Consider the following 26,943-nt stretch of genomic DNA (forward strand, 5'->3'; position numbering starts at 1 on the left):
TCACAACACACCGCCCAGCAACGTGTCGAGCAGGGAGGACTCCTGCTGCCGGCTCAGCCCGGTGGCGTTGGACGGGTCGGCCGGATCGCGTCCGGCGAGTCCCGGCAGCGGGGCCGACGTGCTCCCGCTTCCCGCCGCTGGCTGCTGACCGAGCAACTGGGGCAGCAGGCTGGGTTCCGGCGCGGGAGCGGGCGACTGCCCGGGCTTGGCGTTCGGGTCCCCCGGCTGCGCTGCCGGGTTCGGCGGTGGGGTGACCGGCACGAGACCACCCACCAGCGTCTTGACTACCTCCGGGCTGAGCACCACGACGCCCCGGTAGTAGTGGGCGATGCCGTCGTACCCCGAGGTCGCCATGGACCAGTTCGCCAGTCCTGTCATCAGATTCTCCAACTCGCTCGGGGTGCCGGGCGCGTGGGTGAGCATCGTGTTCCCGATCGGCCGCACCGATCCGGCGACCGACCGCAGGTCACCGGAGGCCGGCACGAGCTGGTCCACGACGGGGCGAGCCTGATCGAGCATTCCGTTCAGCTTGTCCAGCACCTGGGGCAGGCTCGCCAGGGCCGGCGTCGCCGCGTCGGTGAAATCGTGCAGCTCCTGGGTTATCCGGGAGAGGTCGCCGGTCACCGGGCGTAGGTCGCGTAACGTCGGAATCGTCGAATCCGTGACACCCGCAAGCGTGGAAAGCGTCCGGCTGCCCTTGTCGAGGGTCTGCGGCAACTCCTGCAGCATGCCCTCCACAGCCGTGCGTGAACCAGCCACTGTGGACAGCGTCTGCTCCGCGGAACCGACGAGCTGGTCCAGTGTATTGCCGTTGTCGTCGGCGAGTTCCTTGGTCACCCCGCTCGCCGAGGCGACGAGCTGCGTGAGCAGGTCGTTCTGCTGGTTGAGGATGTCTCCCAGCTCGCCCGTCCGGGTCATCGCCGGCCCGAGCGCCTTCAGTGCCGCGGAAACATCCGCACCGTGCCCTGAGACGCCTTCACCGGCGGCCGTCACCAGTGCGGCCAGGGCCGCGGAGGTCGGATCGTCGAGGGCGTTGAGCACCTGGTCGAGGTCCACCGAGGACGACGTGCTGGCGGCCGGGATGACCTTGGTGCCTGTCATCAGTGGCGCACCGGCCGAGCCCGCGTCCAGGTCGACATAGCGTTCGCCGAGCAGGCTGACCGGTTTGATCGTGGCGCGGACGTCCTGGTGCAGCGGCGGCGCGTCCGGGTCGAGCAGGATTTCGACGTGCGCCTGCCCCCCTTCCAGGTGGATGGCGTCGATCGTGCCCACCGTCACGCCATAGGACTGGACCCGGTTTCCCGCCACCAGTGGGCTCGCGTTCGCGAAGACGGCGGTGACCCTGGTCTTGCCGTTGTCCTTGTTCTCGTTCCACATCAGGACACCGGCCGTCAGGGCGGCGACGACCACCACGACGCCGATCATCCGCGTCCACCATCGCTTGCTGTGTTTCATCGTGGCTGACTCCCGGTGGCGTCGGTCCATGGTTGCCCGACGTTGGTGCCTGGGGCGCTCTGGGTGTCCGCGCTCATTCCCGGAGTGACGACGGGTGGGTTGTTGTCCAGCGAGGTCTGCCCCGCCGTGACGAGCACGTTGGCGAGATGGCCGCGCGCGTCGAGCTGTGAGAACACGTTGCCCCAGTTGGAGATGAAGCCCATCGCCTCCGGGGTGTAGGGACGCAGGAAGGCCACGGCCGGAGCCAGCGAGCGCACGGCTTGCGTCACGCCGGGCACGGTCGCGTGCAGCCCGTCCAGGAGACCGGGGGCGACGTCGAGCAGCCGGCTCGCCGCGTCCAGCGTCGGGCGCAGGTCGGCCACTGTCGGCTGCAGGTCGTGCAGCAGGGGGCTGAGGTTCGCCGCGACCCCGGGTAGCTGAGACGTCGCCGGCGCCAGGTCGGTCAGCAGCGGGACGACGGCGTCGGACGCAGCCGGTACCTTGTCCAATGTGGATCGCGCAGAGTCCAGGGTGGGCGGCAGCTCGCGCAGGGCATCCGCGAGCTGCTGCTGCCGGCTCACCGTGTCGGCGGTGACGGTGCCGAGATCGCGGACGACGCCGCTCAGGTCGTTCTGTCGTCCCGCCAGGGTCGACGTCAACTCGTGCAGCCGGGTGACCAGCTCACGGATCGCCGGACCGTCCTGCCCGACGGCCTGCATGACGCTGCTCAGCGCCTCGACGGTCGGTCCCGCGCTCTTGAGCGTGGCGTTCAGATCCTGCTCCCGCCCGCTCAGTACGGTCTGCAGGTTCGGCAGGAGCGAGCGCAGGTGGTCGCGAGTCGGGGTGTCGAGCGACTCCAGCAGGTTCTCGACGGTGACCTGCTCGGTTCCGCCGTCGATCAGGCTGCCGTTCGGCAGCGCAGGCCCGTTCGCGGGTCCCGGCGTCAGCGCGACGAAGTGCTCGCCGAGCACCGACCGCCACTCGACGCTGCTGCGCGTCCCGCTCGGCAGTGGTGCCCGGTCGGCGTCGATGTCCAGTGTCACGACGGCCTTGCCGTCCTTGACCCCGACCCCGTCGACCTTCCCGGCCTCGACCCCGCCGATCTGCACCGGGGTGCCTGCCTGGACCCCCACCGCCGACGCCATCACGACCCGGACGCGGTAGCTGTCGGCCCATCCGTCGCCCCAGAGCAGCAAGCTCGCGGTCGTCGCCAGGGCGGCGACGATGACTCCCGTTACGAGCACAGTCTTCTTACCCCGCATGTCAGTCCATTCCCAGCGGTCCCGCGGAGTCGCCCGCGAGGAACTGCCGGACGAACGGATCCTCGGAGGCGAACGCCTCTTCCGTCGGTCCGTAGTGGACCAGCTCGCCCTGCCAGATGATGCCCACGTAGTCGCTCACCCGGCGGGCAGTCGGGATGTCGTGCGTCACCAGGATGTAGGTTCCGCCGTGCTGTGCGTGCATGTCCAGGATCAGATCGTTGAGCAGGCTCGTGCGGACCGGGTCGAGGCCGGAGTCGGGCTCGTCGAACATGACCACGTCCGGGTTCATCACGAGCGCCCGCGCGAATCCCGCGCGCTTGCGCATGCCGCCCGAGATCGACCCGGGATCCTTGGTGGCCGACCGTTCGAGCCCGACCTCCCGCATCCGGGGCCAGACGATCTCGGCGATCTCGTCTTCGCTCAGATCCGTGTGCCGGCGCAGCGGGAACGCGATGTTGTCGTACAGGTTCATGGAGCCGAACAGCGCGCCGTCCTGGAACAGCACGCCGAACCGCTTGCGCAGTTCGTAGCGCTCCGCCTCCTTCACGCTCCAGATGTCCCGGCCGAAGACGTTGATCTCCCCGGCGTCGGGCTGCAGCAGGCCGACGATGTGCTTGAGCAGCACGCTTTTGCCGGTGCCCGATGGGCCGAGCACCGTGGTGATGGCATTGTCGACGAAGTTGAGCGTGAGCCCGCGCAGCACTTCGAACGAGCCGAACGCCTTGTAGGCGTCGCGAATCTCGATGGAATGCGTGATCCCCTCGGCGATGTCGCCCGTCACGGCCGTGCCGCTCACGACTGGGGCCGAACTCGCGGTGTACATCAGAACCTCCACCCGGAAACTGGAAAAACCCAGACGAACGACAAGTCAGTTCGCGATAGGGGCATTGGGGAACCCGCCCCAGAACGCCTGCTGGCAGATCAGACCCACCACGCTGACGAGGACCATGTTGACCACCATCGACTTGGCGGTGTTGACGCCGACGCCGACGGGGCCGCCCTTGGCGTTGTAGCCGTAGTAGCAGCCCACGATCACGATCAGAGTGCCGAGCGCCATCGTCCAGACGAGGGAGTAGAGCAGGTCCAGCGGGTTCTGGAACGCCCAGAACACGCCGAGGTAGCCCCCTTCGGACACGGTGTGCAGCACGTGCACGACCATGAACCAGGAGCTGATGTAGAGCATGCCCAAGCCCACGATGTAGAGGAACGGCATCGCGATCCAGGCGGCGATGAGCCTGGTACCGACAAGGTAGGGCAGGCTGCGGATGCCCATGACCTCGAGGGCGTCGACCTCCTCGGTGATCCGCATGGACCCGATCTCCGCCACGAGCCCGCAGCCGACCTTGGCCGCGAGGATCCAGCCCCACATCTCCGGCCCCGCGGTACGGAGCCCGCCCAGCGCCGGAAAGATCCCCACGTAGCCACCGGCGCCGAACTGGGTGGTGATGTAGTGCCCCTCGACCGCGAAGGCGGCGCCGATGACGAACTCCATCATCCAGATGACCAGGCCGCTGGAGAAGATCAGGATACCGGTCTGCCGGAACGCCTCCGACACGTAGAGCCGGACCTGGGGAAGTGCCGCCACGGCCCGGCCCCCGAAGGAGACCATGTCCGCGGCGTTCTCCAGCATCGTCCGGAGCTTCGCCCGGCCGCGCCGGAAAAGCTCCTCCGATCCCGCATTTCGTGGCTCGGCGCGGTGCGCCGGGCCGGTGCTGGCAACAGTCACTCCGGGTCCCCCTATCGAACCGTCTGCATTTGGGGAAAGAGACCGAGTGAGATCATGTTCAGGGCGAGGTCCACCAGGAAGACCAGCGCGAACGCGATCACGACGGCCTGGTTGACCGCCCGGCCGACGCCCATGGCCCCGCCGCTCGAGTTGATGCCCTTGTAGGAGCACACGATTCCGATGACGAAGCCGATGATCGTGCTCTTCAGCAGCGCCACCGCGAGCTCCACAGTGGTCACGTTCGCGAACAGCGCCGTGAAGTAGTCTCCGGCGGGCACGCTGCCGAAGGACATGACTCCCAGCACGCCGGTGACGATTCCGATGATCACCGAAACCAGCATCAGCAGCGGTGTCATGATCGTCGCCGCGAGTACGCGAGGCAGGACCAGCTCGCGCACCGGGTCCATGCCGAGCACCTCCAGCGCGTCCAGCTCCTCGCGCACCTTCCTGGCCCCGAGGTCGGAACAGATCGCCGCGCCGACGATCCCCGCGACCACCATGGAGTTGATCCAGGGGGTGAACTCGCGAAGGTTGAAGATGAAGAAGTACTGGCCGTAACGACTGGCCGCGCCGAGCAGGCCGATGAAGTTGATGCCCAGGATCGCGATCATCATGCCGAAGGCGAACACGGCGAGGATCATCGGGAACCAGCAGAGCTTGAGGATCCGGTACAGCTCGTCCCGCACGATGCCCCAGTAGCCGACCGGCCGCCGGATGGCGGTCCACAGGACCCGGCCTCCCAGCTGTGCCAGTGCCCCGACCTCGGCGAGCGGAGCGAAGAGCGGTCGCGGAACGCGAGCCGCCCACTGCGAGTGCGGCCCCTTGGTGGCCTTACCGCCCGTGCGGCCGCCTGCGTCGACGGTGGTCATCGCCGCACCGGAGAGGACGAGACGAGTGCCCTCCTTTTCGTGCCGCAGCACTGATATCCGGGCAGGTGACGAGCATCCATGGCTTCCTCACACATCGTTGTCGAGTAAGTCATATTTTCTACATGTACGTTGATAACTGGTCAAGGCCCGATCGATGCCAGGGTGAGGATCGCGGGGGCGGCCTTGACAGAGATCTTACCATCTTGTAGAAGAATTTACGATCTAGTCCAGGTCGGTCGGCACCTGCAGTACCCCGACGCAGACATCCAGTCCCAGACAGGGAGGTGCGGTCGGCAATGTCGCCAGAAACGTCCGCCACGCTCAGCCGTCGCCCCGTGGAGATGGCCATGCCCCAGGAACCCTCGCGCCCCGCGAACGGCGGCGCGGACACCGTCGAACTACTGGTCCGCAGGGTCGACCGGGTGGGCGACGACACGATCGCGCTCGTGCTCGCCGACGCCGCCGGGCGGGAGCTTCCCGCCTGGAAACCCGGGGCTCACATCGACCTCGTCCTGAACGAAACTCTGACCCGCCAGTATTCGCTGTGCGGAGACCCGGACGACCGGTCCGCGTGGCGACTCGGGATCCTCCGGGAGCCCAAGAGCCGCGGCGGCTCGGAGTATCTACACGATCGGGTGGAGCCAGGATCGAGACTCCTCGCCCGCGGCCCCCGCAATCATTTCGAGCTCCGCGACAGCGAACGGTACGAGTTCGTCGCCGGGGGGATCGGCATCACGCCGATCCTGCCCATGATCCGTCAGGTCGCCGCGACCGGCGCCGAGTGGCGGCTGCTCTACGGAGGCCGGCGCCGGACGTCGATGGCGTTCCTGGACGAACTGGAGACCTACGGCGATCGCGTGCTCGTGCGCCCCCAGGACGAATTCGGCCTGCTGGACCTCACGGGGTTCCTCGCCGACGCCCCGGCGGGCAGCGCCGTCTACTGCTGCGGCCCGGAACCGCTCATCGCTGCCACCGAAACGGTCTGCGCGGCACGGCCCGCGCTGCGCCTGCACGTCGAAAGGTTCACTCCGGTCGCACTGCCGGACGATGCCTCGGACACCGAATTCGAGGTGGAATGCGCGGAGTCCGGCCTCACCGTCTCGGTTCCTCCCGGCACCTCCATCCTGCAGGCCGTGCGGGAAGCGGGTATCGAGGTCCTGAGCTCCTGCTCCGAAGGCACCTGCGGCACCTGCGAGACCGACGTCCTGGAAGGCACGCCCGAGCACCGGGACTCCGTGCTCACGCCGGAGGAACGCAAGGCCGGCGAATCCATGATGATCTGCGTTTCCCGCTGCCGGGGCCGGCGGCTCGTCCTGGACCTCTGACGAGCGGAGCGACGAAACGGCGGACGGAGAGCTCTCCGTCCGCCGTTTCGCTTGTGCGGAGCCAAAAGCGGGAATCCTCTGTGGTCAGCTCCCGCCTTCCAGAACAGCGCCCAGCCGCGGAGCCAGACCCGGCTCCCCCGTGATCATGTACCCCGCGAACTGATCGAGCAGCATGACCATGTGCCGTTCGGCCCGCCGCGCCGAGAGAACGTCGTGCTCGGTCGTGGCCTTGCGAATCTCCCACAACTTCTCCGAGATCAAGCGTTGCAGGAGAGCGGGATCGACAATGCCTTCGGGGTCGGTGACCATGCTTGCCTACCTCAAGGTGAGAGGACTGCTGTGCGTCATCCTCCCGGCGCCCGGTCACGGCGCTTTCCACGGGCGACGGTGCCGGTGTGGATGTGCCCTGACTCTGACACAATCGTGGCCCCTGTCACATGGTCGAGACTACTGACTTGACTACTGACTTCCTGCGTCAGCAGCCGCCGACCTTGAAGTCGGCTCGCTCGATCCGGCGCTTGACGCTGCCGAGGAACCGAGCGGCGTCCGCCCCGTCGACGAGACGGTGGTCGTAGCTGACGGACAGATAGACCATCGCACGAACCGCGATGGTGTTACCACCGGCTTCGTCAGGCAGGGGAACCACCCGTTCGACGACGGCCCCGGTTCCCAGGATGCCGGTCTGCGGCTGGTTGATGATCGGGGTGTCGAACAGGGCGCCCCGGCTGCCGGTGTTGGTCAGGGTGAACGTCCCGCCCGCGAGCTCGTCAGGGCTGATCTTCCCGTCGCGGGTCCGCTCGGCGACATCGGCGATCGCCAGGGCGAGCCCCTCGATGTCGAGCTCCCCGGCGTTCCGGACGACCGGCACGAGCAGGCCGCGCGGAGTGTCGACGGCGATGCCGAGGTGACAGTCCCGATAGTAGGTCGCCTCGGTGTTGTCCTCTCTGACAGAGGCGTTGAGCATCGGATGCTCGGCCAGCGCTTCGATCGCGGCCTTCGCGAAGAACGGCAGGAACGACAACCGGGTTCCAGTACGCGCCCGAAAGGCGTCCTTGGTCTCCGCCCGCAGGCGGGCGAGCCTGGTGACGTCGGCTTCCAGCACGGTCGTCAGTTGTGCGGAGACCTGGAGCGAGGACACCATGCGCTTCGCGATGGTCTGGCGGAGCCTCGACATCTTCTCCGTGCGCACACCCTCCGCCACGGGTTCGCGTGGCGGAGCCGCCGGAGCGGGTGGGGGTGGCGCGGGAGCGGGAGCCGGAGCGGGCGGAGCATCCGCGTACGGACCTTCGCCCGCCCCGGCGGGGTCGACGACGGCGAGGGGATCGCCCACCGCCACCGTGTCGTTCTCGTGGGCCAGCAGTTCGCGGATCGTGCCCGCGAAGGGTGCCGGTACTTCCGTGTCGACCTTGTCGGTCGCCACCTCGAGGAGGGGTTCGTCCTCGAGGACGGTGTCGCCGGCTTGCTTGAGCCAGCGAGTGATGAGTCCCTCGGTCACGTTCTCGCCGAGGGCGGGCATGGTCACCTGCGTGGTCATCGTTCGTCCTTGTCGGGTGTTCGGTGCGGTCAGCCGGCGAGGTCGAGGGCGGCCCGGACGATGCTGTCGGCGTCCAGTCCGTGGTAGCGGTACACGTCCTCGATCGAGCCGGACTGCCCGAAGCGCGTCACGCCGAGCGCGCTGGCCGCCACCCCGTTGATCGTGGCCAGGAACGACAGGGTGTGGGGGTGTCCGTCCAGGACGGTGACGAGTGGCGTGGCCCGGTCGGCCGGGAACACCTGGTCGAGGATCCACGACTCGGCCTGTTCATGCCCCTGGCGCGCGCGCACCGCGCGGTAGAGCAGGTCAGGGCTGGTCACGCAGATGATGTCCGCCGGGATAGCGGCGGCCTCGAGCCGTTCCGCGGCGGCCACTGCCTCGGGCAGCACGGCGCCCATCGCCGCGATCGTCACCTTGGCCCCGTCCCGCCGCCGCAACGGATAGGCGCCCCCCACCGCCTGACGGCGGCGACGCTCGCGCGCGGCGGGGTCGGCGGGCACCGCGGCCAGTGACTGGTCGACCGGCCTGGTCGAGAGCCGGAGGTACGCCGAACTGCCGTCCGGCCTGCCGAGGCGAGCGAGGCTGGCCAGCAACGTCCATTCGGTGTCGATCGCGAACGCGGGCTCGTAGCTGACACAGCCCGGCTGCTCCAGCCCGATGGAGGGCGTGGTGACGGACTGGTGGGCGCCCCCTTCCGGTGCCAGCGAAACCCCGGACGGGGTGCCGATGAGGATGGACTGTCCCCCGGCGTAGATGCCGTAGGACCACGGTTCCAGCGCCCGCCCGACGAACGGGTCGTAGAGCACCCCGATCGGCAGCAGCGGTTCGCCCCACCTGCTCCAGGTGGCGCCCAGCTCCCCCAGCAGGCTCACCAGGTTGACCTCGGCGATCCCGAGCTCGATGTGCTGCCCGGTCGGTTTCTCCCGCCAGTGCAGGATGGTCTCGGCGTCGTCGGCGAACCAGTCCTGGCGCTCGGCGGAGGACCACACGCCCACCTTGTTCACCCAGCCGCCGAGGTTGGTCGTCGAGCTGACGTCGGGGCTGACCGTCACGACCCGGCGGGCGGCGTCCGGTGCTTCGCGGGTGAGGTCCAGCAACACGCGCCCGAGGGCGGCCTGGGTCGTGGCCGTGCCGGACGGTGTGCGCCCGATGTCCACCGGCACCGCCGGCGGTGCCTGCAGTCTCGTTTCCGGCCGGCGCAGCCGCTCCGCGGTCCGCGTGCAGAGCAACTGGGCGTCGGTACCTTCGTCGAACCCGCGCCACGGATCGTCCAGGTCGGTCCCGGCCCGGGTCGCGAGCTCACGCATCTGTTCCTCGGTCAGCAGCGCCGAGTGGTTCTGGGGGTGTCCCCTGGTCGCCAGTCCGTATCCCTTGACGGTGTAGGCGAAGATGACCGTCGGGCGGGTGTCGTCGATGGCCGTGAAGGCCTCGTCGAGAGCACCGAGGTCGTGGCCGCCGAGGTTGGCGACCGCGCCGACGAGGGTCGCGTCGTCCACCTGATCGATCAGCTCCGCGATCCGGGCCGCGCCGGTACCGATCCCGGGCAGGCGCCGGCGCAGCTCGGGGGCACCACAGCGCAGGAGCCGCTGGTACTCGGGATTGGGCATGTCGTCGATCCGCTGCCGCAGCTCGGCCCCGCCGGGGCGGGTGAACAACTCCTCGATGAGCTGCCCGTACTTCAGTGTGATGACCTGCCAGCCTGCGGCCGCGAACATGCCCTGCAGCTTGTCCGCGGCGATGTTCGGCACGACCCTGTCCAGGGACTGGCGGTTGAGGTCCACGACCCAGACGAGCTCGCCCAGCTCCGCGACGGCCGGATCCAGCACGGCCTCCCACACCGCGCCCTCGTCCAGCTCCGCGTCACCCACCAGCGAGTACTGGCGCCCGGCGCCCGCCCCGCCGGCGAGGGCGTCGACGTAGCGCCGGGACACGGTCCCCCAGATCGGGGCGGTGGCACCGATGCCGACGGAGCCGGTCGAATAGTCCACGGGGTCCGGGTCCTTGATCCGGCTCGGGTAGCTCTGCAGGCCGCCGAACTCGCGCAGCCGCGGAAGGTACGACGCGTCCAGGCTGCCGAGCAGGTAGTTGATCGCGTGCAGCACGGGCGAGGCGTGCGGCTTGACAGATACCCGGTCCTGCGGCCGCAGATGCCGGAACCACAGCGAGGTCATGATCGACACCATCGACGCGGACGACGCCTGGTGACCGCCGACCTTCAGCCCCGACGGGTTGGGCCGGACCCGGTTGGCATGGTGGATGATCGCCGACGAGAGCCACAGCACTCGGCTCTCGACCTCACGCAGAACATCGAGCTCAGCGCCGGCGGACCGAGGGCTGATCACTGGGCTGGCCATGACGAAACTCTCCTAACGCGATCGGGGAAATCAGCGCAGGTCCCGGGCGGCGACCTGGTCGAAGGTGGCCGGCTCGCGCCCGAGCAGCAGGGTCAGCACCCTCGGGTTGCCGGGGAAACCGTGCGTGTCGTAGTGGGCGAACGTCGAGATCATGTCGGCGCCCGCCATCGGGTGGTGCCGGGCCGCGGGCGGCAGCGGGGCGGCCAGGGGCGACCCGCTTTCGGCGCGCAGCCGGACACCGCGCCGCGCGCCGACGGCCGCCACCATCTGCGCCATCGTCGTCAGTGGACCGGCGAGCTCGTACGTGGCGTACTCGTGACCGTCCTCTGTGGCGACCCGGGCGCCGACCTCGGCGAGGTCCGCGAGATCGAGGACCGCGAGCTTGGCGTCCCGGTCGAACGGCACCCGCGCGGCGCCCGGGGCCGCGTCGGCGAACATCGCGAGGACCACCTGGGCGTACAGGGAAGGCTGCAGGATCGTCCACGCCGGCGAGCTCTCCCGCACGGCCGCCTCGGCGCGGGCCTTCCGCAGGTGATTGCGCAGCGTCGGCGTGCAAGGGTGCAGCACCGAGTGGTAGACGAACCGCCGGGCACCGGCCTCGGCCGCGGCGCGCACCGCGTTGACGATGAGCTCGTCCTCCCGCGGGTGCAGAGCGGGTGGTATCGCGTAGACGGCGTGCGCGCCGGAAAATGCCGACCGCAGAGCGGAGATGTCGTCGAGGCCGGCGCGCACCACCGGCACGCCGGCTGTTTGCAAAGCCGCTTCGCCCTCCACGCTGTGACTGATCGCGACGACCTCGACGTCCCTGGTGCACAGCTCCCGGAGCAGGTGCCGCCCGGCGATGCCCGAGGCGCCGACCACCACGATGTGCTTCACCGCGGCTGCAGCGCTCCGGCCCCGTGCCACGCCCGGGCGAACTCCACGACCTGCCGCGCCACTGTCTCCAGCTGCATCCGCGCGGCACCGTCGACGCACTGACCGTCGGTGTCGAACACCGGCCCGGAGGCGTTGACGGCCGCGCCCAGCGGGGTCGGCCAGCCGCGCAGCGCGTGGACGGTCTGGCGCAGGCTCTGCAAGGTGGTCACGGTGGCCTGCCAGCCGTACGCCACCGCGATGCAGCCGACGGGGAGCCCGTCGAGGTAGGGCCGGTCGTCGGCGCGCAGGTCTTCGACGTAGTCGAGCACGTTCTTCATCAAGCCCGAGAGTGTGCCGTGGTACCCGGGCGAGGACAGGATCACGCCGTCGCACCGGCGCAGGGCCGCGACCAGTGCCTCGGCGTTCTCCGTACGCTCGGGGTTCTCCGGCGCGTAGATCGGCAGCACCAACTCCGGGCCGGCCAGGACCTCGACCTCCGCGCCGGCCTCCACGACGGACGCTGCGGCGGCGCGCAAGGCCTTCTCCGAGCTCGAGTCCGCTCGTGTGGAACCGCCGAGGCAGAGGACGCGGATCGGCACCGCCTCGTCGCCGGTGATCTCCTGGGTCATGCCGTGGTCTCCCTTGTCAGGTCCAGCAGGTGCCCCATCCGGTCGCGCTTGGTCACCAGGTACCGGATGTTGTGCCGGGTCGGTTCGGTCTGCAGGGGCACTCGGCCGGTGACCCGGACACCGTGACCGTCCAGGCCGCCGTACTTGTGCGGGTTGTTCGTCATCAGCAGCACTTCCCGGACACCGAGATCGGCCAGGATCTCGGCGCCGATGCCGTACTCGCGGGTGTCGACCGGCAGCCCGAGCGCGGTGTTGGCATCGACGGTGTCGAGGCCCTGTTCCTGCAGCTGATAGGCGCGCAGCTTGTGGCCGATCCCGATGCCCCTCCCCTCGTGCCCCCGCAGGTACACGATGACGCCGCGTCCCTCCTGTGCGATCCGTTGCACGGCGAGTCGTAGCTGCGGGCCGCAGTCGCACCGCAGCGAACCGAACAGGTCGCCGGTCAGGCATTCGCTGTGCACCCGCGCCAGGACCGGCTCCCCGTCGGCGACATCGCCGAGCACCAGGGCGAGATGCTCCACGTCGTCGAGCACCGATCGGTAGGCGACGACCTGGAACTCCGCGTCCGGGGTGGCCACCCTGGCCTCGCCGGAACGCTCTGCGAGGCGGGTGCTCGCCCGGCGGTGCCGGACCAGGTCGGCGATCGTGATGACCGGAAGGTTCTGCCGCCGCGCGAAGGCCACCGCGTCCCGGCCCCGCAGCATGCCGAGCCGGTCGGAGGTGACCATCTCGCACAGGAGCGCTGCCGGCGCCAGTCCGGCCAGCGAACACAGGTCGACGCCCGCTTCGGTGTGCCCGGCCCGTTTGAGCACACCGCCGGGCCGGGCCCGCAGCGGGAGCACATGCCCCGGGCGAGCCAGGTCCTCGGGGCGGGTGCGCACGTCGGCCAGTGCCCGGCAGGTCGCCGCGCGATCGCCGGCACTGATCCCCGTGGTCGTCCCGGTGCGAGCGTCGACGCTGACGAGAAAGGCCGTGCCCTGGGCCTCGGTGTTGTCCTCGGTCATCAGGTCGAGCCCGAGTTCATCCGCGCGCTCCGGCGAGACCGAAACGCACAGGAAGCCCGAGGTGTGCTCCAGGAAGAACGCCACCGTCCGCGGCGTCGCGTGTTCCGCCGCCATGATCAGGTCGGCTTCGTTCTCCCGGTCCTCGTCGTCGAGAACCACCACCGCACCGCCCGCCGCGAACACGGCGACAGCCTCCTCGACAGTCGACATCTCCATCGCGCTCAGCCCGCGGCCGTACCTGGCTCGATGTTCTTGTTGAACCGGAACATGTTCGCCGGGTCCCACCTGGTCTTGGCGTCGACGAGCTTCCGGTACTTCTCCGGTGAGCCCCAAGCGCCCTTGCGCCATTCGGGGCCCATGTCCGTGGTGAGGTTGATGTAGCAGTTGGCGAGGAAGTGGGGCGCCAGGTCGGCGTGCAGCCGGTCCGCCCACGTCATGAACTTCTCGTCGTCGGCGGCGTCGTCGCACTGGGTGGCGACCTCCCAGAACCACTGTGCACCCTCGCGCGAGAAAGCAGCCGAGGACTCGTCGGCGTCCTCACTGATCGCACCGCCCATCGCCCAGAAGTTCTGCACCGAGCTCGGCGCGGGCGGGTTGGTCCGCGGGGGCGCGACCTCCGCGTGCTTCATGGCGATGGCGACGACCTCGTCGGTCAGCTCAGCCAGGTACGCGCCCTTGGTGTAGGCGCGGCGGCCCTGGGGCGCGATCACGTCGAGCATCCGGTTGGCCACCGGCCACGGAGTCGGCATCACCGCCACGACCGCCGCCTCACCGAGCCCGGCGAGATCGGCCAGGATCTTCTCCGCGCCCTCCGGCGCACCGGTGTAGACCACGATCAGCATCAGCGAGTTCGCGCCGTGCATGTCCGCGGGCACCGGTGGCAGCGGCGGGCACTGGGTCATCGCCCCGATCACAGCGAGCTCGCGCGGAGCCGTGCGCATGTACGAGCGCAGTCCGGTCATCACCGCCGGCGCCTGATCCAGCGTGAACGGGATGAACCCGGCGAACACGGTTTCCGGCAGAGGCCTGGCCTGGAACTCGAAATGTGTGACCACACCGAAATTGCCGCCCCCGCCCCGCAACGCCCAGAACAGATCCGGGTTCTCCTCGTGTGATGCCCGGACCTTTCGCCCGTCCGCTGTGACCACCTCACACGCGAGCAGGTTGTCGACGGTGGCCCCGTACCGGCGCATGTTGTAGCCGACGCCACCGCCCAGGGTCAGGCCCGCGACCCCGGTCGTGCTCACCGTGCCCGCGGGCACCACCAGGCCGCGCTCGGCCAGCGCGGGATCCATCTCGCCGAGCAGCACGCCCGAGCCCAGCCGGACGCGGCCGGTGTCCGTGTCGACCCGGATCTCCTTGAGGTTGCTCAGATCCAGCACGAGCGCTCCGTCCGGCATCGCGGAACCGTCGACGCCGTGACCGCCCGATTTGACGGCCAGCGGGATACCGGCGTCGGCCGCGTACCGGACCACGGTCACCACGTCGTCGGCGTCGGCGGCCCGCGCGATCAGCCCGGGCGTCCAGTGCGCCATCCGGGCGTTGAAGATCGCCCGCACATCCGGATAGCCGAGATCACTCTGCCGATACAGTTGACCACGGAAAGTAGCGGGAAAATCGTCGAAAGAAGGCCGGGACAGTGCCGACATGGGGACTCCTAGCGATGAACGATCATCATTGATCCACAAAGGACATGCCGGGTACGCCACCGGGGCGAAACCACCCGGCGGCGAAAGCCCGAACAGTCAACGAAAGAGGGCGCCGGAAAAGCCGGCGCGCCTCGGCTCACTCAGGTTCGACGCGCAGCGCGTCCTTGTCGAACTGCGCGACCTTGCCGTGCCGGAGCGCACCGACGGCGCTGTACCAGACGGCCTGGCGGACTCCCGCCTGACGCCGGTCGATCACCAGCGTGTCGTTCGAACACAGCAGCACGTAGTTGCCGATCGTGCGGCACTGGTCCGCCACCTTGGCACCTTCGTCGATGAACGCTCGGAACTCCGGTACGTCGAGCACGTAGAGTTCGATCACCGACCCTGCTGCCCTTCCAGCGCCGTCGCGGCGTTGGCGACGATCAGCTCCGCCTTCCGCGCCCACAGCTTCGACAGCGTCGGCTGCTCGTCCCCGGAGACCACGTCGAGCAGCGCCCGGACCGTCAGCTCCGCGTCCTCGTCGTCGACCTTGGTGGTCTCCCGGGTCGGGTAGGTGAACTCGACGAGGAAGCCGTTCGGGTCGTGGGTGTAGATCGACTCGATGGTCTCGTGCTTGACCTGCATCTCGACCGTCCAGTCGTTGTCCTCCAGGCGCCGCCGGTACTCGGCCAGGGCGTCCTCGGAGTCGACGTGGATGGCGAGGTGGCGGGAGTCCCGGAAGAAGCCCGGCACCTCGGGACCGTGCGTGGCGTACGCGTCCTGCCCCGGCTCGCTGAACTGCCCGAGCCCGAAGTAGTAGAAGAACGCGAGCCGGTCACCCTTCCCGATGTCGAAGAAGAAGTGGACGAAATCAGGGTGATCGGACGGGCCCCAGCCGACCGCGCACACCGAGTGCACGATGGGGAACCCGAGGATGTCGTGGTAGAAGCGCACGGTACCGGCCGGGTCGAAGGTCGGGAACGCCGCGTGATCCACGCCTCGGGCAAGGTGGCCGAGTTCTTCCGTCATCGCCTGAACCTCCCTCTCCTTGGCTGCTTCCTCCCACTGTCAACGATAACGAGGACACAGCCGCGGGTCAACATCTCCGTCAAATTTCATTCTAGGTCGTCAAAGTCGCGATGTCGACCGCGGCGAGGCCCGCCTGGGCGATCGCGACGTCGTTCTCCGCCGACATCCCGCCCGCGGCGATACCGCCCACGACGACCCCGTCCACGACGATCGGCAGACCGCCGGGAAGGTCGACGAAATCGGCCGCGGCCGAGGCGAGCTTCGCCGCCAGCTCCGCGGGCATGCCGCCGGTGGGCGCACCGGTGAACGCAGCGGTGCGCGCCTTTTTCGGGACGATCTCGTTCGCCAGCGGCACGGCGCCGTCCATGAGGACCGACACGCGCAGCAGGCCGCTGACGTCGACGATGGCGATTCCGGAAGGCGCCTCCCGCCTTCGCGCCTCCGTGACCGCCGCCTTCAGCATCTTGAGCATCGCCGGCTCGGCCAGCCTGGCCTCGGACACCACATCGGACATGGTCATTCCTTTCTGGACCTGGGGCCCGGCTCAGCCGGCCGCCCACACGAGATCGGTACGCCCGGCGACGAGCCCCGAGGCAGCGAGATCGACATGCTGCTCGTCGATCGAAACCCCGACCGCGACCGCGAGTTCGCGGCGCAACCGCTCGGCGATCGCGAGCCGGTCCAGCACCGCCTGCCGGCTGTCACCACCGTCGAGCCGGATGAGGCGGGCACCCGAGCGCACGTATCCGCGCGCCCGCTCGAGGTACTCGTCCGCCTCCTCGCCCCAGGCATCACCGCAGGCGATCTCGATCGTCGCCACCCCGCTGACCTCCGCAGGCCCCTTGAGGAGGCGCCCCGGAAACCGCATCCCGTGCGCCTCGATCGGATGGGCGAGCAGCCACGTGTTGATGTCGTCGAGGGCCACGTCGGCGGGGGCTACCCCGGCGTAGTCCGCGGAAGCCCGACTGGCCAGTTCGGGCATGTCGGTGACCAAGTCGGTCATCGACACCACCCCCGCCCGGCTGAGGTAGGCGACCGCGAGCCGCGACGGCGAGAGGTCGCCGCGCGCGGTGAACGACTCCCACCAGAGCTGGCTGCGCCGGGCGGTGTCCTGCAGCCGCTCGACCTTCGGGCGCCGGTTGCGCTCGAAGACCGGCAAGGCGGCCGGCAACGGCCGGTCGCCGTTCTCGTCGATCGCGTCGGCGAGGGCGATCGCGCTCTCCAGGGCGACCTTGGTGCCCGACCCGAGCGACGGATGCACGGTGGCGACGGCGTCGCCGAGGAGCACCACGTTGCCGCTGTGCCATCGAGCGCATGTCAGCGTCGTGAAGTGTGACCACCGGGACCGGTTTCCGAAGAGCTTGCCGCCATCGAGCAGCCCGGCGAACGCGGCGGAGAGGTACGCGAGGGCCTCGTCGTCCGATTCGCCGTCGGAACCCCAGGTGCGGCCGACGAAACCAGCTCGCTCGACGGTCTGCCGGCTCGCTTCGATGACGAAGGTGGACAGGCCTCGGTCGTACGGGTAGGAGTGCGCGACGAAGGTGCCCGCGTCGGTCTCCACCGGCATGAACACCGTGCCGTCCAGCTCCACCTCGGCGCCGCACCAGATGAAGGCGCCGCGGCCGAGGTTCGTGACAGCGCCGAGTTCCGCGAGCTTCCCCCTGGTAGGACTCGACAACCCATCAGCGGCCACGACCAGGTCCGCGTCCGCGGACACCTCGTCGACCGTGACGGCACGGCCGATCTCGACCTCGGCACCCGCCTCCGCCGCGCTGTCCAGCAGGATCCTCAGGAGCTTGGCCCGCCGGATGGCCCCGCTGTGGAACTGTCCGAACCGGACGGTCCCCTGCGGAACCTCGAAGCGAGCCGAACTGAACGGGTGCACCGCCGCCAGCAGCCGTCGTGTCACCTCCGGATCGGCCTTCTCCACCGCGCGGAGCAGCCCGTGGGTCAGGCCGACACCGAAACCGAACGTGTCGTCCGGTGGCAGCCGCTCGAAGAGCCGGACCTGCCAGTCCGGGTGTCGCAAGGCCAGCAGCCTGGCGGTGAACGCACCGGCCGGACCACCGCCGATGATCGTCACACGTCGAGTCATGGTCTCCCTACTTTCGTCACGCCCGGGCCGCTGTTCGACGGCCCTCGCGGCCGGTCGCCCGCCCTCAGCACACCGCTGTCGAGCGGGCGGCCCACCAGACGCTGGGCCAGCCGCGCGGCCTCGATGAGGCCGCCGAGGTCGGTACCGGTTTCGATACCGGAGTCATGGCAGAGATAGGCGGTTTCCTCGGTCGCCACGTTCCCGCTCGCGCCGGGCGCGAAGGGGCAGCCACCGAGGCCGCCGATCGACGCGTCGATGTCGACCACGCCGAACTGCAGGGCCGCGAGGACGCCCGCGATCCCCATCCCGCGTGTGTTGTGCATGTGCAGTCCCAGCGGCACATCGGGATGCCGGTCACGGACCTGCTCCAGCAGGCTCACCACGCGCGCGGGCGTCGCGGTGCCGATCGTGTCGGCCAGGCACACGGCGTCGGCCCCCATGCCGATCGCCTCGGAAACGACACGCACCACCCGGTCTGCCGACGTCGGCCCGTCGAACGGGCAGTCCCATGCGGTGGCCACGATGACTTCGCAGAAACCGCCCGCGGCGTGGACCGTCGCGGCGATCGGCGCCACGTCGCCAAGGGCCGTCGCCGTGTCACGCCGGACATTCGCCCAGCTGTGCCCGTCCGCGGCCGACACGACGTACTCGAGCTCGGTGACGCCGGCAGCGAGGGCACGTCGCGCCCCGTTCCGGCTCGCCACCAGGGCGGACCACCGGACGTCCGGCCACCGGTGCAGCTCGGCGGCCACCTCGGCCGCGTCGGCCATCGCCGGCACGGCCCGTGGTGAGACGAAGGCCGTCGCCTCGATGCGTCTGAGGCCGGCGGCGACCAGCGCCTCGAGCAACTCCAGCTTGGCCGCCAGTGGAACGGGCCGCTCGTTCTGCAGCCCGTCGCGCGGGCCGACCTCACGCAGGCTGATCTGAGAGGGTAAGGACATCGCCACCGGTCTTTCCGTTCACGCAACCAGTCAGAGGACAGCTCGGCGGCCCAGCTCGGCGATCTCCGCCGCGGGCAGGCCGAGCAGGCCGCCGAAGACGTCGTCGTTGTGGGTGCCGGGCGCCGGAGGCCCCGCCCACCGCACCGAACCGGGGGTTTCGGAGAACTTCGGAACCACGCCCGGGCCCAGGACGTCCTCGCCGACGCGCTCGTCGTAATGCGGCACGAGCATCTCGCGGAACCGGAACTGGGGATCGGCGACGATGTCGGGTGCGGTGTACACAGGTCCGCAGACCACACCGGCCTCCTCGAGGACGGTGCCGACCTCGGCCGCAGTGCGTTCGGCGACCCACTCGGCCACGATCGCCTCGATCTCGTCCTGGTGCGCACCCCGGGCGACGTGCGTCGCGAATCGTTCGTCCCCGGCGAGCTCCGGCCTGCCGATGGCCTGGCACAACCGCCCGAAGACCGTGTCCTGGTTCGCCGCCACGATCACCCACTTCTCGTCCTTGGTGACGAAGAGGTTGGACGGGGCGATCCCGTCGAGCCGCGTGCCCGAGGGGCGGCGGACCGCTCCCGTGCGGTCGTACTCGGGGATCACGGACTCGAGCAGAGCGAGTGCCGCCTCGGTCAGCGCGACGTCCACCACCTGCCCACGACCGGTGACGTTCCGGTGCTGGAGCGCTGCGAGCACCCCGTGCACGGCGAACAATGCGCCGAGTGAGTCGCCCAGCGAGATCGCCATCCGCGGTGGTGCTTGGCCAGGGTAGCCGTTGATGGCGCGCAGGCCGCCCATGGCCTCGGTCACCGAGGCGTACCCGGGGCGGTGCCGGTAGGGGCCGGTCTGCCCGAATCCCGAAACCCTGGCGAGGATGATCCCCTCGTTGACCTGCCGCAGCCGGTCGTAGCCCAGCTGCCACTTCTCCAGGGTGCCGGGGCGGAAGTTCTCGATGATCACGTCCGACCGCTCGACCAGCCGCAGGAACAGCTCCTGCCCCGCGGGGGAACGCAGATCCAGGGTGATACACCGCTTGTTGCGCGCGTGCACGGTCCACCACAACCGGTGCCCGCGGTACTCGCGCTGGCCCCAGTCGCGCAGCGGATCCGGGTGGCCGGGAGCTTCGATCTTGATGACGTCGGCGCCGTAGTCCGCGAGCAGCCGGCCCGCGAACGGGCCCGCGACGATCGAACCGAGTTCGAGCACCCGGATCTCCGCCAGCGGGCCACGCCCGGCGCCGTGGGCGGAACGATCGGTCACAGACACTCTCCCCACCCCGCTCAGGCGCTCATCTTGACGGAGTTGCGCAGCGGGGCGACCCCGTCCACCACGACCTCGACCTCGTCGCCGTCCATCAGGAACGGACCCGTCAGCCCACCTTCCATCGCGGTTCCGCCGGGAGTCCCGGAGAGGATCATGTCCCCGGCGCCGAGCGGGGCGTACCGCGAGACGTGCGCGGCGATGGCGCCGAAGGAGTACCGCATGTCCGCGGTGGTGCCGTCCTGCCTCAGCTCCTCGTTCACCCGGCAGCGGATGCCCAGGTCGTCGACGTCCATCGGCTCGTCGACGACCAGCCAGGGACCGCAGGTGTTGCCGGTCCGGAAGTTCTTCGTCAGCGACCAGGTGAGCGGCCCGTGGTCGATCCGGGCCAGCCCGAGCGCCTCGTCGCGGATGCTGAAGTCGTTCCACGCGGTATAGCCCCACACGGACACGTGATCGCTTCCCGGCGGGTGCTCGCCCGCCCCGAGCACAATGCCGACCTCGGCCTCGTAGTCCAGTTTCGCCGTACCCTCAGGCGGCGTCACCGTGGCCCCGGCGCCGGCCACTGTCCCCGGTATGACGAAGAAGCCCCAGGGCGGTGTGCTGTCGACGGTGCCCGAGACGACCGAGTCGGGCAGGTCCATCGTGCCCGCCATCTTGGCGGTGTGCAACGGGAAGTTGCCCCCCATGGCGAAGATCCGCGAAGCCGGATCCGGCAGCGGCGGCTCCAGCGGGACTTCGCCGAGCTCGCGGATGCCCAGCCGGTCGCGGCCCCGGGCCAGATCCTCGTGGGCCACCTCCAGGAGTTCGAGCAGCGTGCCCTTGACCGACGACCAGCCGTCGATCAACGGCAGCCAGCTCTGGGCCCGGTCGGTGAGCAGCGACCCGAGCGCCTCGGCGAGCGCGCCGTGCCCGGGCGCAAGCGCCTCCGCGGCTCCGGCCAGCTCGACCACACCGGGCGACGCGGCCGACTCCACGACGAGGCCGGTGCCCGAACCCGCGATACGGACGAGCTTCACTGCGCGCGCACCAGCCGTTCACCGAGCAGGGCGTCGAACAGCTTGCCGGGATCGGCCTCGCCGAACCCGTCCTCGGCCAGCTTGCGGTAGTGCTCGTTGGCGATGTGCACCAGATCGAGTGGGGCGTCCAGCTCCTCGCCGTAGGCGATGATCTCTTCGAGATCCTTCAGCGCCATGTTGACGGTCACGAGACGGCCCTCGAACCGGCCCGCGGCGATGAGCGGCGCGCGGACCTTGAACTGACCCGACATGGCGCCCGGACTGGCCGAGATCAGCTCGGCGACCTGACCCAGGTCGAGCCCGGCCAGTTTGGCGTAGGCCATCGCCTCGACCGCGGCGGTCACGTGGACCATGCCGAGGAACTGCGCGACCAGCTTCATCTTGGTTCCGGTGCCGAAATCCCCGACATAGGTGTAGTTCGGCGACATCGCCTTGAACACATCGGCGAACCGGTCGTGCACACCCTGGTCGCCGCTCGCGTAGATGACCGCCATCCTCGCCTCGACCATCGCCGGCGTCCCGCTGACCGGAGCATCGAACAGCTCGGCCCCGCGAGCGGTGAACTCCGCGCGGATCCGGGCCTTGTCCGTCAGGGAGAAGGTGCTCGCCTCGATGAGCGGCGGCACCTGTCCCGCGGACAGCACCCCGCCCGGCCCGGTGGTGACCTCCTCCAGCGACGCCACCGACGGCAGGCAGGACACGACGACGTCCGCCGCCTCCGCGACCGCACGAGCGGTGCCGTCTCCCGGAATCGTGGCGCCACGCGCGACGATCTCCTCCGCCCTGCCGCGGTTGGTGCACACCACCGGGAAGCCGGCGTCGGCCAGCGCCGCCGCCAGGGGGAAGCCGAGGCGGCCCACACCGATGAAACCGACCGTGGTCTTACTCATGACTCGAACTCCTGTCCACAGTGGATGGTGATCAGCTCTGGGCGGCCTTGGTGCCGAACGTCTCGTCCAAGTCGGTGCCGAGCAGCGCGTCGGCGGGCGGCGGACCCATCAGCTCGGCGGGCGGCTGTCCGGAGTTCCACTCGTCGACCACGTGCGGGTCGGCGACTGTCCAGGTACGCGGCACGTAGGTCGGATCGTGCAGGATGATCTCCTCCTCCACCGAGTACTCGAACCAGTACCCCTCCGCGTCCCGGAAGTACAGCGCGATGTTGTGGCCCGGTCCGTGCCGCAGTGGTCCCCACTCGATCTTGACCCCGTTGGCTTGCAACGCCTCCGCCGTCTCGTAGAACTGGTCGACGTTCTTGAGGCTGAACTGGATGTGGTGCAGTGCGGGTCCGGGTGTCCGAACGAGCACGATGTCGTGGTAGAGGTACCGGCCGGGTGATCGCATGAAGGACATGATCTGCGCGCCGTCCGGGCCGAGGATCCGGCTCGAGTGCAGCTGACCCAGCACGTCGGTCATGAACTTCTCTTCGGCGTCGAAGTCGGCGGTGCCGACGCCGACGTGGTCGGGAACCACCGGCTTCGCGCCACCCGACTTCGGGGCCTCGACGAGATGCGCGACCGGGATCGCGGTGTGCACGCCCGTCGTGAACTCGATGAGATGACCACCTGGGGTGGAAAACCGCAGCGCCGGCTTGGCCTCCCATTCGTGGTCGAGGTGGCGGGACACCTCGACCCCGGCGCGCTCCAGCCGTGCCCCGGCCTGGTCGAGTACCTGGTCGTCACCGACGAGGTAACTCACGTGATGCAGACCGTGGGCGTCGCCCGGCTTGTACACCAGGGAATACCGGTCCACACCGTGCGCGCTCAGGTAGTGCGTGCCGTCCGGGGCCGCATGCTGGATGGTGAAGCCGAGCCGTTCGGCCGCGTACTTCGCCGCCGCCTCGGGATCCTTCGCGTTGAGCGCGATGTAGTTCACTCGTTCGATGCCGATTGGGGACACCGTTGACCTCCTCGGGCGACCGCTGGATTGCGTTTCAACGTTTACGTTAAACTATTTACGCTCTAGTCCGCAAGGGAAGGATGGACAGGATTCCCGCAGGGCCGCCATCCTTTCCCAGAAGCTCGCCGGGCCAACCCGGGGATCGTGTCTGCGGCCCCAGAAGTAGGCGTAGAGGGCGTCGTAGACGACCGTCGAGGCAGCGACGTTCCGGTGGTCACCTGGCGCCACCACCATGACCCCCTCCGACAGGGCGAGCAGGGCGACACCGAGCCCGACCGTCTCCGCCGAGGCTCCCGCCTGGTCCTCCCCGAACAGGTGCCGGATACCGGCCCTGACCACGCCCGCGATATCGGCGACGACAGGGTCGTCGATGCGGTAGTGCGCCATCAGTTTGTCGAAGGTGGACCCGTTCTCGTCGTGCATTCCGAGCTCCGCCCCGGGCAGCGCGAACGGGATCGCGTCGTCCGGCCAAGGCCGTTCCGGATCGATGAAGAGGAACTCCGCCTCCGGGTCGATGAACCGCCGGATGAGCCACGGTGACGCGACCCGGTCAAGATGCACGTTCTCGCGCGTGACCCACCGCATCAGATCCTCGACCCCGCCCGCTCGGCGTCGAGGATCTCCCTGATCTCCTGCCGCAGGACGGCTTTGTTGACCTTGTGAATGTTGGTCAGCGGCAGCTGTGTGCGGTGCTCGACCCGTTCGGGCCACTTGAACTTCGCCACCCCCTGCTCGTCGAAGTACCGCTTGGTCTCCGCCAGGCCGGGCAGTGTCATGCCCTCACGGGCGACCAGGAACGCGCAGCTGCGCTCCCCCAGCCGCTCGTCCGGCATCGCCACGACCGCCGCGCGCTCCACCGCGGGATGGCGGAGCAGCACCAGTTCCACCTCTTCGGCGTTGATCTTCTCACCGCCCCGGTTGATCAGATCCTTGATCCTGTCTTCGAGCCGGTAGTACGACCTGCCCTCGTGCCGCACCTCGCAGACGATGTCGCCGGTCCGGTACAGCCCGTCCGACGTGAACGCCTCGGCGTTGCGTTCCGGCGCCCGGAAGTAGCCCCGGATCGTGTAAGGGCCGCGTACGCACAACTCACCCCGCTCGCCGGGCGGGACCGGCTCCTCCGAGCCGGACTCGAGCACCCGTACCTCGTCGTACTCGGTGATCGGTGTGCCCTGTGTGGTGTGGGCCAGCTCCGGCGGAGCGCCGGCCGGCGCGATCATGCACAGACCCTCGCCCATCCCGAACATGCCGACGACCCGGCATGAATCCGACTCGTACTCCTCGATCACCGAGTCGGGGATCGCGCGGTCCGCCCACGCTATGACACGCAATGAGCGCAGTAGCTCCCGTAGCTCGGGATCCGACTCGACCAACCGCACGATCGGACGCGTCAGGAGCATATGCGTGATCGGCTGAGACCGGGCGATGGACTTGAACTGGGCGGCGTCAGGCAAGCACGTCGCGAAGCAGCCGCCGACGGAGTGGGCCGCGTGCAGGGCGCACACGATTCCGGCATTGTGCACGACCGGCAGGAGATGGGCGGTACAGCTGTCCGCACCGATCTCCATCGCGTCGGCCCAGGCGCGCGAGTTGTACCAGTACTCGGTGTGCAGCCGTGGAATCAGCTTGGGAACGCTGGTGGTCCCGCCGGACAGTTGCAGGACCCCGATGTCCTCGGCCGAGAGCCCGGCCTGGATCTCGTCCACGATCACGCGCGCGCTGGCGTCGTCAACTTCACTGTCCACGAGGGATTCCATGGTGGTCTCCCCCGCGTCCGGCGCTGGGCATCCGAGCGTGACCAGCAGTCGCATCGAGGGCACCTCGAGCTGCACCTCCGCGGCCAGCTTCCGCAGGTCATGGCCGGGGAACGCGGGCTCGATCACGTGCGCCACCGGCTCGCACTGCCGCGCGATGGACACGATCTCGTGTCTGCGGTGCAGTGCCAGCGTCGCCACCGGCACCGCGCCGGCTTTCATCAGCCCGTACCACACCAGCACGGTGGCCGTCTGGTTCGTGAGCTGCAGCAGCACGCGGTCGCCCGGTCGTACGCCCAGGTTGCGCAGCCCCACCGCGATCCGGTCGGCCTGCCGGTCCAGTTCGGCGTACGTCAGCACGCCCTCGGGACCGGTTACAGCGGGCCGGCCGGGAAACCGGTCGGCCACCGCACGGAACTCCTGTGCGATCGTCCGGCCGCGCCACAGCCCGGCCGCCCGGTAGCGGTCGGCGAGCTCCTGGGGGTACCTGACGATGTCACCGTCCGTCTGCTGCATCATTTCGCACGCTCCTGCGACCACGTGACGATCTCGCCGACCGCGGGTGCGATCCCCGATTCCCCGCCCTTGTCCAGCGGCCTGCCGAAGTGGTCCGCCCGGATCGCCACCCGGCGCACGTCGGCCGCCGCGAGCGTTTTCAGCGCGGCCTCGATGTCACCGGGAAACACCGAGCAGTCGCCGGTGAACTCGATGAGCAGGGTGGGGACGGTGACCCCGGCGAGCGCTCGTTCCAGGGAAGCGTTCGAGGACAGGCCCGACCAGGTGGACAACCAGGCTTCGGGGGTGGTCAGGCGCCCGAACCCGTTGACGCCGAAGTTGGAGACGGCCGGCCGGGCGCTGATCACCGAGCCGTACGGTCGCTCCGACGGGTCGAGGCCCAGGTCCATGCACCGCAGGTCCGCGTCGGTCCGGTAGGTCGTGATCACCGGGGTCAGGATGCTGCGCCGCCGCTCGGTCTCGGTCGCGGTGCCGCTCTTGACCTTCTTCCGGACCGCCAGCTGGTCCGCGATCAGCTCGTGGGCGCGGGAGTCGATCCGGGCGACCCGGTCACGCTGGGCCTGCCGGTATCGCGCGACGAACTCGGGCGAGTAGTGCGATCCCTCCGGCGGGTCCCCGAAGCCGTTGTCCCGGGCGAACGGATCCAGTTCCGGGATGAGCGAGAACGGGTCGTTCTCGTCGGCGACCGACGGGTCGATCGCGGCGAGCAACAGCCTGCCCTGCCCAGGATGCGGAGCCACGAGGACCAGTCCGTCGGGCTCCGGCATGGGCGCTTCCGGCAGCTTCGTCGGCGCACCCCCGGGGGTACGCGCGATCCGCCGCGCTGGTTCTGTCAACGCCTGCTCGGTGTAGAACGAATAGAGGCCACTCCCACCAGAGTGTCCGATGAGGATGATCTGGCCGAATCCGGCGTCCCGCAACGACTCGACGCCTGCCGCCACATCGAGTAATGCACTCTCGTGCACCAACTGCATGTCGTTGCCGACACTGCGGCCGACCTGCGCCCAGACCGCGTGGCCGGCCGCCAGCAAACCGGGAACGAAGGGATGCTGCCGCAGGTCCTGGCGCGGATGCATGAGACAGAACACGGTCTCGGTAGCCCGGCGCGGCCGGTACAGCGTGCCTCGGGTGACCTCCCCGTCGGCCGTGATCAACGTGCGTTGACTGATCGTGACGTCCTCGGGCAGCTGGCTGGGCCACCAGTCCACCGCCAGTGCCGCTCGCCCCCTCCCGGACGGTGTCCGGACCACATCCGGCGCGGGTACCGGAACGCGGGTATCAACCATGAGGAGCCTTTCTGACTCGGAGCTTGATCAACAGTGCTGCGGGCTCACCCGGCTGCTGCGACGAGCGCATCGAGCAGCGGACCTGCCAGCGGCACCGCCTCGGCTCCGTCCGGTCCGAACCGGACGTGCACCTTGGTGAGGCGGACCTCGACCGCCGTAGCAGGACCGGAGCCCAGCCCGAACCCGCAGTGGAAGGTCAGCGACCGCTCGGTGCGCCGGATGAGCGACAACGTCGCGTTCACCTCGTCGTCCAGCCGCAGCGGGGAGTGGTAGGTCATCTCGGCATGCACCACGGGGTCGCCGAACCCGCTGTCGAGCGACTTCGACAGGGGACACCCCACGTCCGCCAGCCAGGTGGTCAGCAAGCGCTCCGCCCAACGGGCAGGAGCACCGAAATAGATCAGCCGGGCCGCGTCGGTGTCGCACATGGTGACCCTGAACCGATCGCGCACCACCACGATCGGGGTGGACGCATCGCCGGACGTCATACCGCCTCCTCACCGAGCCGAGCCAGGCCATCGTCACACGTC

Annotated in this window: 26 protein-coding genes; 1 reads left to right on the forward strand and 25 read right to left on the reverse strand. The window is 69.3% G+C overall.

The genetic code is table 11. The annotated features are described in order from the left end of the window. The 5 genes from LWP59_RS26690 to LWP59_RS26710 are packed head-to-tail and all read right to left on the reverse strand — an operon-like array spanning position 1 to position 5,291. Positions 1-1,425 (reverse strand): MlaD family protein, encoded by a 1,425-nt coding sequence (locus tag LWP59_RS26690; protein WP_186383140.1) that lies wholly within the window; start codon positions 1,423-1,425, stop codon positions 1-3. Positions 1,426-1,451: 26 nt separating this feature from the next. After that, complete coding sequence (locus LWP59_RS26695; protein WP_186383139.1) at positions 1,452-2,678, reverse strand: MlaD family protein; 1,227 nt, start codon at positions 2,676-2,678, stop codon at positions 1,452-1,454. A 19-nt stretch (positions 2,679-2,697) separates the two neighbouring features. Further along, positions 2,698-3,519: an ABC transporter ATP-binding protein gene (locus LWP59_RS26700; RefSeq protein WP_144635946.1), complete on the reverse strand. Its 822-nt coding sequence runs from the start codon at positions 3,517-3,519 to the stop codon at positions 2,698-2,700. Between the two features lie 45 nt (positions 3,520-3,564). Next, the gene (locus LWP59_RS26705; RefSeq protein ID WP_233921934.1) at positions 3,565-4,422 is read right to left on the reverse strand and encodes an ABC transporter permease; all 858 of its coding nucleotides are present in this window, start codon (positions 4,420-4,422) and stop codon (positions 3,565-3,567) included. An 11-nt stretch (positions 4,423-4,433) separates the two neighbouring features. After that, the gene (locus LWP59_RS26710; protein WP_144635943.1) at positions 4,434-5,291 is read right to left on the reverse strand and encodes an MlaE family ABC transporter permease; all 858 of its coding nucleotides are present in this window, start codon (positions 5,289-5,291) and stop codon (positions 4,434-4,436) included. Positions 5,292-5,737: 446 nt separating this feature from the next. On the opposite strand from LWP59_RS26710, the gene LWP59_RS26715 reads away from it, so the two are divergent. Next, positions 5,738-6,616: a PDR/VanB family oxidoreductase gene (locus LWP59_RS26715; RefSeq protein WP_444541913.1), complete on the forward strand. Its 879-nt coding sequence runs from the start codon at positions 5,738-5,740 to the stop codon at positions 6,614-6,616. 84 nt (positions 6,617-6,700) lie between these two features. On the opposite strand, the gene LWP59_RS26720 is transcribed toward LWP59_RS26715, so the two are convergent. From LWP59_RS26720 to LWP59_RS26815, 20 genes are all read right to left on the reverse strand, one after another. Further along, positions 6,701-6,925: a hypothetical protein gene (locus LWP59_RS26720; protein ID WP_144635937.1), complete on the reverse strand. Its 225-nt coding sequence runs from the start codon at positions 6,923-6,925 to the stop codon at positions 6,701-6,703. A 166-nt stretch (positions 6,926-7,091) separates the two neighbouring features. Continuing rightward, entirely contained in the window at positions 7,092-8,150 is a 1,059-nt protein-coding gene (locus LWP59_RS26725; RefSeq protein ID WP_144635934.1) for a 2-oxo acid dehydrogenase subunit E2, read from the reverse strand. A 29-nt stretch (positions 8,151-8,179) separates the two neighbouring features. Further along, positions 8,180-10,504 (reverse strand): transketolase-like TK C-terminal-containing protein, encoded by a 2,325-nt coding sequence (locus LWP59_RS26730; protein ID WP_144635931.1) that lies wholly within the window; start codon positions 10,502-10,504, stop codon positions 8,180-8,182. A 30-nt stretch (positions 10,505-10,534) separates the two neighbouring features. Further along, positions 10,535-11,380 carry an SDR family oxidoreductase gene (locus LWP59_RS26735; RefSeq protein WP_144635928.1) on the reverse strand — a complete coding sequence of 282 codons (846 nt, stop codon included), beginning with the start codon at positions 11,378-11,380 and terminating at the stop codon, positions 10,535-10,537. After that, positions 11,377-11,988, reverse strand: a complete 612-nt coding sequence (locus tag LWP59_RS26740; protein WP_222425467.1) for an NADPH-dependent FMN reductase — start codon at positions 11,986-11,988, stop codon at positions 11,377-11,379. Before LWP59_RS26740 ends, LWP59_RS26735 begins: the two co-directional genes overlap by 4 nt. Beyond that, on the reverse strand, positions 11,985-13,208 hold the full coding sequence (locus LWP59_RS26745; RefSeq protein WP_222425466.1) for a bifunctional 3,4-dihydroxy-2-butanone-4-phosphate synthase/GTP cyclohydrolase II: 1,224 nt from the start codon (positions 13,206-13,208) through the stop codon (positions 11,985-11,987). Before LWP59_RS26745 ends, LWP59_RS26740 begins: the two co-directional genes overlap by 4 nt. A 5-nt stretch (positions 13,209-13,213) precedes the next feature. After that, a complete protein-coding gene (locus LWP59_RS26750) occupies positions 13,214-14,641 on the reverse strand; it encodes an FAD-binding oxidoreductase (protein WP_144635922.1) in 1,428 nt (475 codons plus the stop codon). Positions 14,642-14,777: 136 nt separating this feature from the next. Beyond that, the gene (locus LWP59_RS26755; RefSeq protein WP_144635919.1) at positions 14,778-15,020 is read right to left on the reverse strand and encodes a glyoxalase; all 243 of its coding nucleotides are present in this window, start codon (positions 15,018-15,020) and stop codon (positions 14,778-14,780) included. Continuing rightward, positions 15,017-15,649 (reverse strand): VOC family protein, encoded by a 633-nt coding sequence (locus tag LWP59_RS26760; RefSeq protein ID WP_144635916.1) that lies wholly within the window; start codon positions 15,647-15,649, stop codon positions 15,017-15,019. Before LWP59_RS26760 ends, LWP59_RS26755 begins: the two co-directional genes overlap by 4 nt. A gap of 91 nt (positions 15,650-15,740) precedes the next feature. Then, a complete protein-coding gene (locus LWP59_RS26765; protein ID WP_222425465.1) occupies positions 15,741-16,163 on the reverse strand; it encodes a heme-binding protein in 423 nt (140 codons plus the stop codon). A gap of 30 nt (positions 16,164-16,193) precedes the next feature. Continuing rightward, positions 16,194-17,744, reverse strand: a complete 1,551-nt coding sequence (locus tag LWP59_RS26770; RefSeq protein WP_229858101.1) for an FAD-dependent monooxygenase — start codon at positions 17,742-17,744, stop codon at positions 16,194-16,196. Then, the gene (locus tag LWP59_RS26775) at positions 17,741-18,685 is read right to left on the reverse strand and encodes a hydroxymethylglutaryl-CoA lyase (RefSeq protein ID WP_144635913.1); all 945 of its coding nucleotides are present in this window, start codon (positions 18,683-18,685) and stop codon (positions 17,741-17,743) included. The genes LWP59_RS26770 and LWP59_RS26775 overlap by 4 nt, the downstream gene beginning before the upstream one ends. 30 nt (positions 18,686-18,715) lie before the next feature. Further along, positions 18,716-19,942, reverse strand: coding sequence for a CaiB/BaiF CoA transferase family protein (locus LWP59_RS26780; protein ID WP_144635911.1), 1,227 nt, complete (start codon positions 19,940-19,942; stop codon positions 18,716-18,718). A gap of 20 nt (positions 19,943-19,962) precedes the next feature. Then, positions 19,963-20,961, reverse strand: coding sequence for a fumarylacetoacetate hydrolase family protein (locus tag LWP59_RS26785; RefSeq protein WP_144635908.1), 999 nt, complete (start codon positions 20,959-20,961; stop codon positions 19,963-19,965). Continuing rightward, positions 20,958-21,851 (reverse strand): NAD(P)-dependent oxidoreductase, encoded by an 894-nt coding sequence (locus LWP59_RS26790; protein ID WP_144635905.1) that lies wholly within the window; start codon positions 21,849-21,851, stop codon positions 20,958-20,960. The genes LWP59_RS26785 and LWP59_RS26790 overlap by 4 nt, the downstream gene beginning before the upstream one ends. Positions 21,852-21,882: 31 nt before the next feature. Then, positions 21,883-22,857 (reverse strand): VOC family protein, encoded by a 975-nt coding sequence (locus LWP59_RS26795; RefSeq protein WP_144635900.1) that lies wholly within the window; start codon positions 22,855-22,857, stop codon positions 21,883-21,885. 51 nt (positions 22,858-22,908) lie between these two features. Then, positions 22,909-23,442: a chromate resistance protein ChrB domain-containing protein gene (locus tag LWP59_RS26800; RefSeq protein WP_144635898.1), complete on the reverse strand. Its 534-nt coding sequence runs from the start codon at positions 23,440-23,442 to the stop codon at positions 22,909-22,911. Next, a complete protein-coding gene (locus tag LWP59_RS26805; protein ID WP_144635895.1) occupies positions 23,442-25,130 on the reverse strand; it encodes a (2,3-dihydroxybenzoyl)adenylate synthase in 1,689 nt (562 codons plus the stop codon). The genes LWP59_RS26800 and LWP59_RS26805 overlap by 1 nt, the downstream gene beginning before the upstream one ends. Further along, a complete protein-coding gene (locus LWP59_RS26810) occupies positions 25,127-26,335 on the reverse strand; it encodes an alpha/beta hydrolase (RefSeq protein ID WP_229858105.1) in 1,209 nt (402 codons plus the stop codon). Before LWP59_RS26810 ends, LWP59_RS26805 begins: the two co-directional genes overlap by 4 nt. Positions 26,336-26,457: 122 nt before the next feature. Then, complete coding sequence (locus tag LWP59_RS26815; protein ID WP_222425464.1) at positions 26,458-26,901, reverse strand: acyl-CoA thioesterase; 444 nt, start codon at positions 26,899-26,901, stop codon at positions 26,458-26,460. Between the last annotated feature and the right edge of the window lie 42 nt (positions 26,902-26,943).

The sequence above is a fragment of the Amycolatopsis acidiphila genome (assembly GCF_021391495.1).
Classification (GTDB): Bacteria; Actinomycetota; Actinomycetes; order Mycobacteriales; family Pseudonocardiaceae; genus Amycolatopsis_E; species Amycolatopsis_E acidiphila.

Coding starts and splice junctions, on each gene's coding strand:
- LWP59_RS26790 (WP_144635905.1), bottom strand. CDS start 21,851: ATGAGTAAGACCACGGTCGGTTTCATCGGTGTGGGCCGCCTCGGCTTC.
- LWP59_RS26765 (WP_222425465.1), bottom strand. CDS start 16,163: ATGTCCGATGTGGTGTCCGAGGCCAGGCTGGCCGAGCCGGCGATGCTC.
- LWP59_RS26815 (WP_222425464.1), bottom strand. CDS start 26,901: ATGACGTCCGGCGATGCGTCCACCCCGATCGTGGTGGTGCGCGATCGG.
- LWP59_RS26750 (WP_144635922.1), bottom strand. CDS start 14,641: ATGTCGGCACTGTCCCGGCCTTCTTTCGACGATTTTCCCGCTACTTTC.
- LWP59_RS26805 (WP_144635895.1), bottom strand. CDS start 25,130: ATGATGCAGCAGACGGACGGTGACATCGTCAGGTACCCCCAGGAGCTC.
- LWP59_RS26740 (WP_222425467.1), bottom strand. CDS start 11,988: ATGACCCAGGAGATCACCGGCGACGAGGCGGTGCCGATCCGCGTCCTC.
- LWP59_RS26710 (WP_144635943.1), bottom strand. CDS start 5,291: ATGACCACCGTCGACGCAGGCGGCCGCACGGGCGGTAAGGCCACCAAG.
- LWP59_RS26720 (WP_144635937.1), bottom strand. CDS start 6,925: ATGGTCACCGACCCCGAAGGCATTGTCGATCCCGCTCTCCTGCAACGC.
- LWP59_RS26775 (WP_144635913.1), bottom strand. CDS start 18,685: ATGTCCTTACCCTCTCAGATCAGCCTGCGTGAGGTCGGCCCGCGCGAC.
- LWP59_RS26770 (WP_229858101.1), bottom strand. CDS start 17,744: ATGACTCGACGTGTGACGATCATCGGCGGTGGTCCGGCCGGTGCGTTC.
- LWP59_RS26800 (WP_144635898.1), bottom strand. CDS start 23,442: ATGCGGTGGGTCACGCGCGAGAACGTGCATCTTGACCGGGTCGCGTCA.
- LWP59_RS26730 (WP_144635931.1), bottom strand. CDS start 10,504: ATGGCCAGCCCAGTGATCAGCCCTCGGTCCGCCGGCGCTGAGCTCGAT.
- LWP59_RS26760 (WP_144635916.1), bottom strand. CDS start 15,649: ATGACGGAAGAACTCGGCCACCTTGCCCGAGGCGTGGATCACGCGGCG.
- LWP59_RS26725 (WP_144635934.1), bottom strand. CDS start 8,150: ATGACCACGCAGGTGACCATGCCCGCCCTCGGCGAGAACGTGACCGAG.
- LWP59_RS26745 (WP_222425466.1), bottom strand. CDS start 13,208: ATGGAGATGTCGACTGTCGAGGAGGCTGTCGCCGTGTTCGCGGCGGGC.
- LWP59_RS26700 (WP_144635946.1), bottom strand. CDS start 3,519: ATGTACACCGCGAGTTCGGCCCCAGTCGTGAGCGGCACGGCCGTGACG.
- LWP59_RS26690 (WP_186383140.1), bottom strand. CDS start 1,425: ATGATCGGCGTCGTGGTGGTCGTCGCCGCCCTGACGGCCGGTGTCCTG.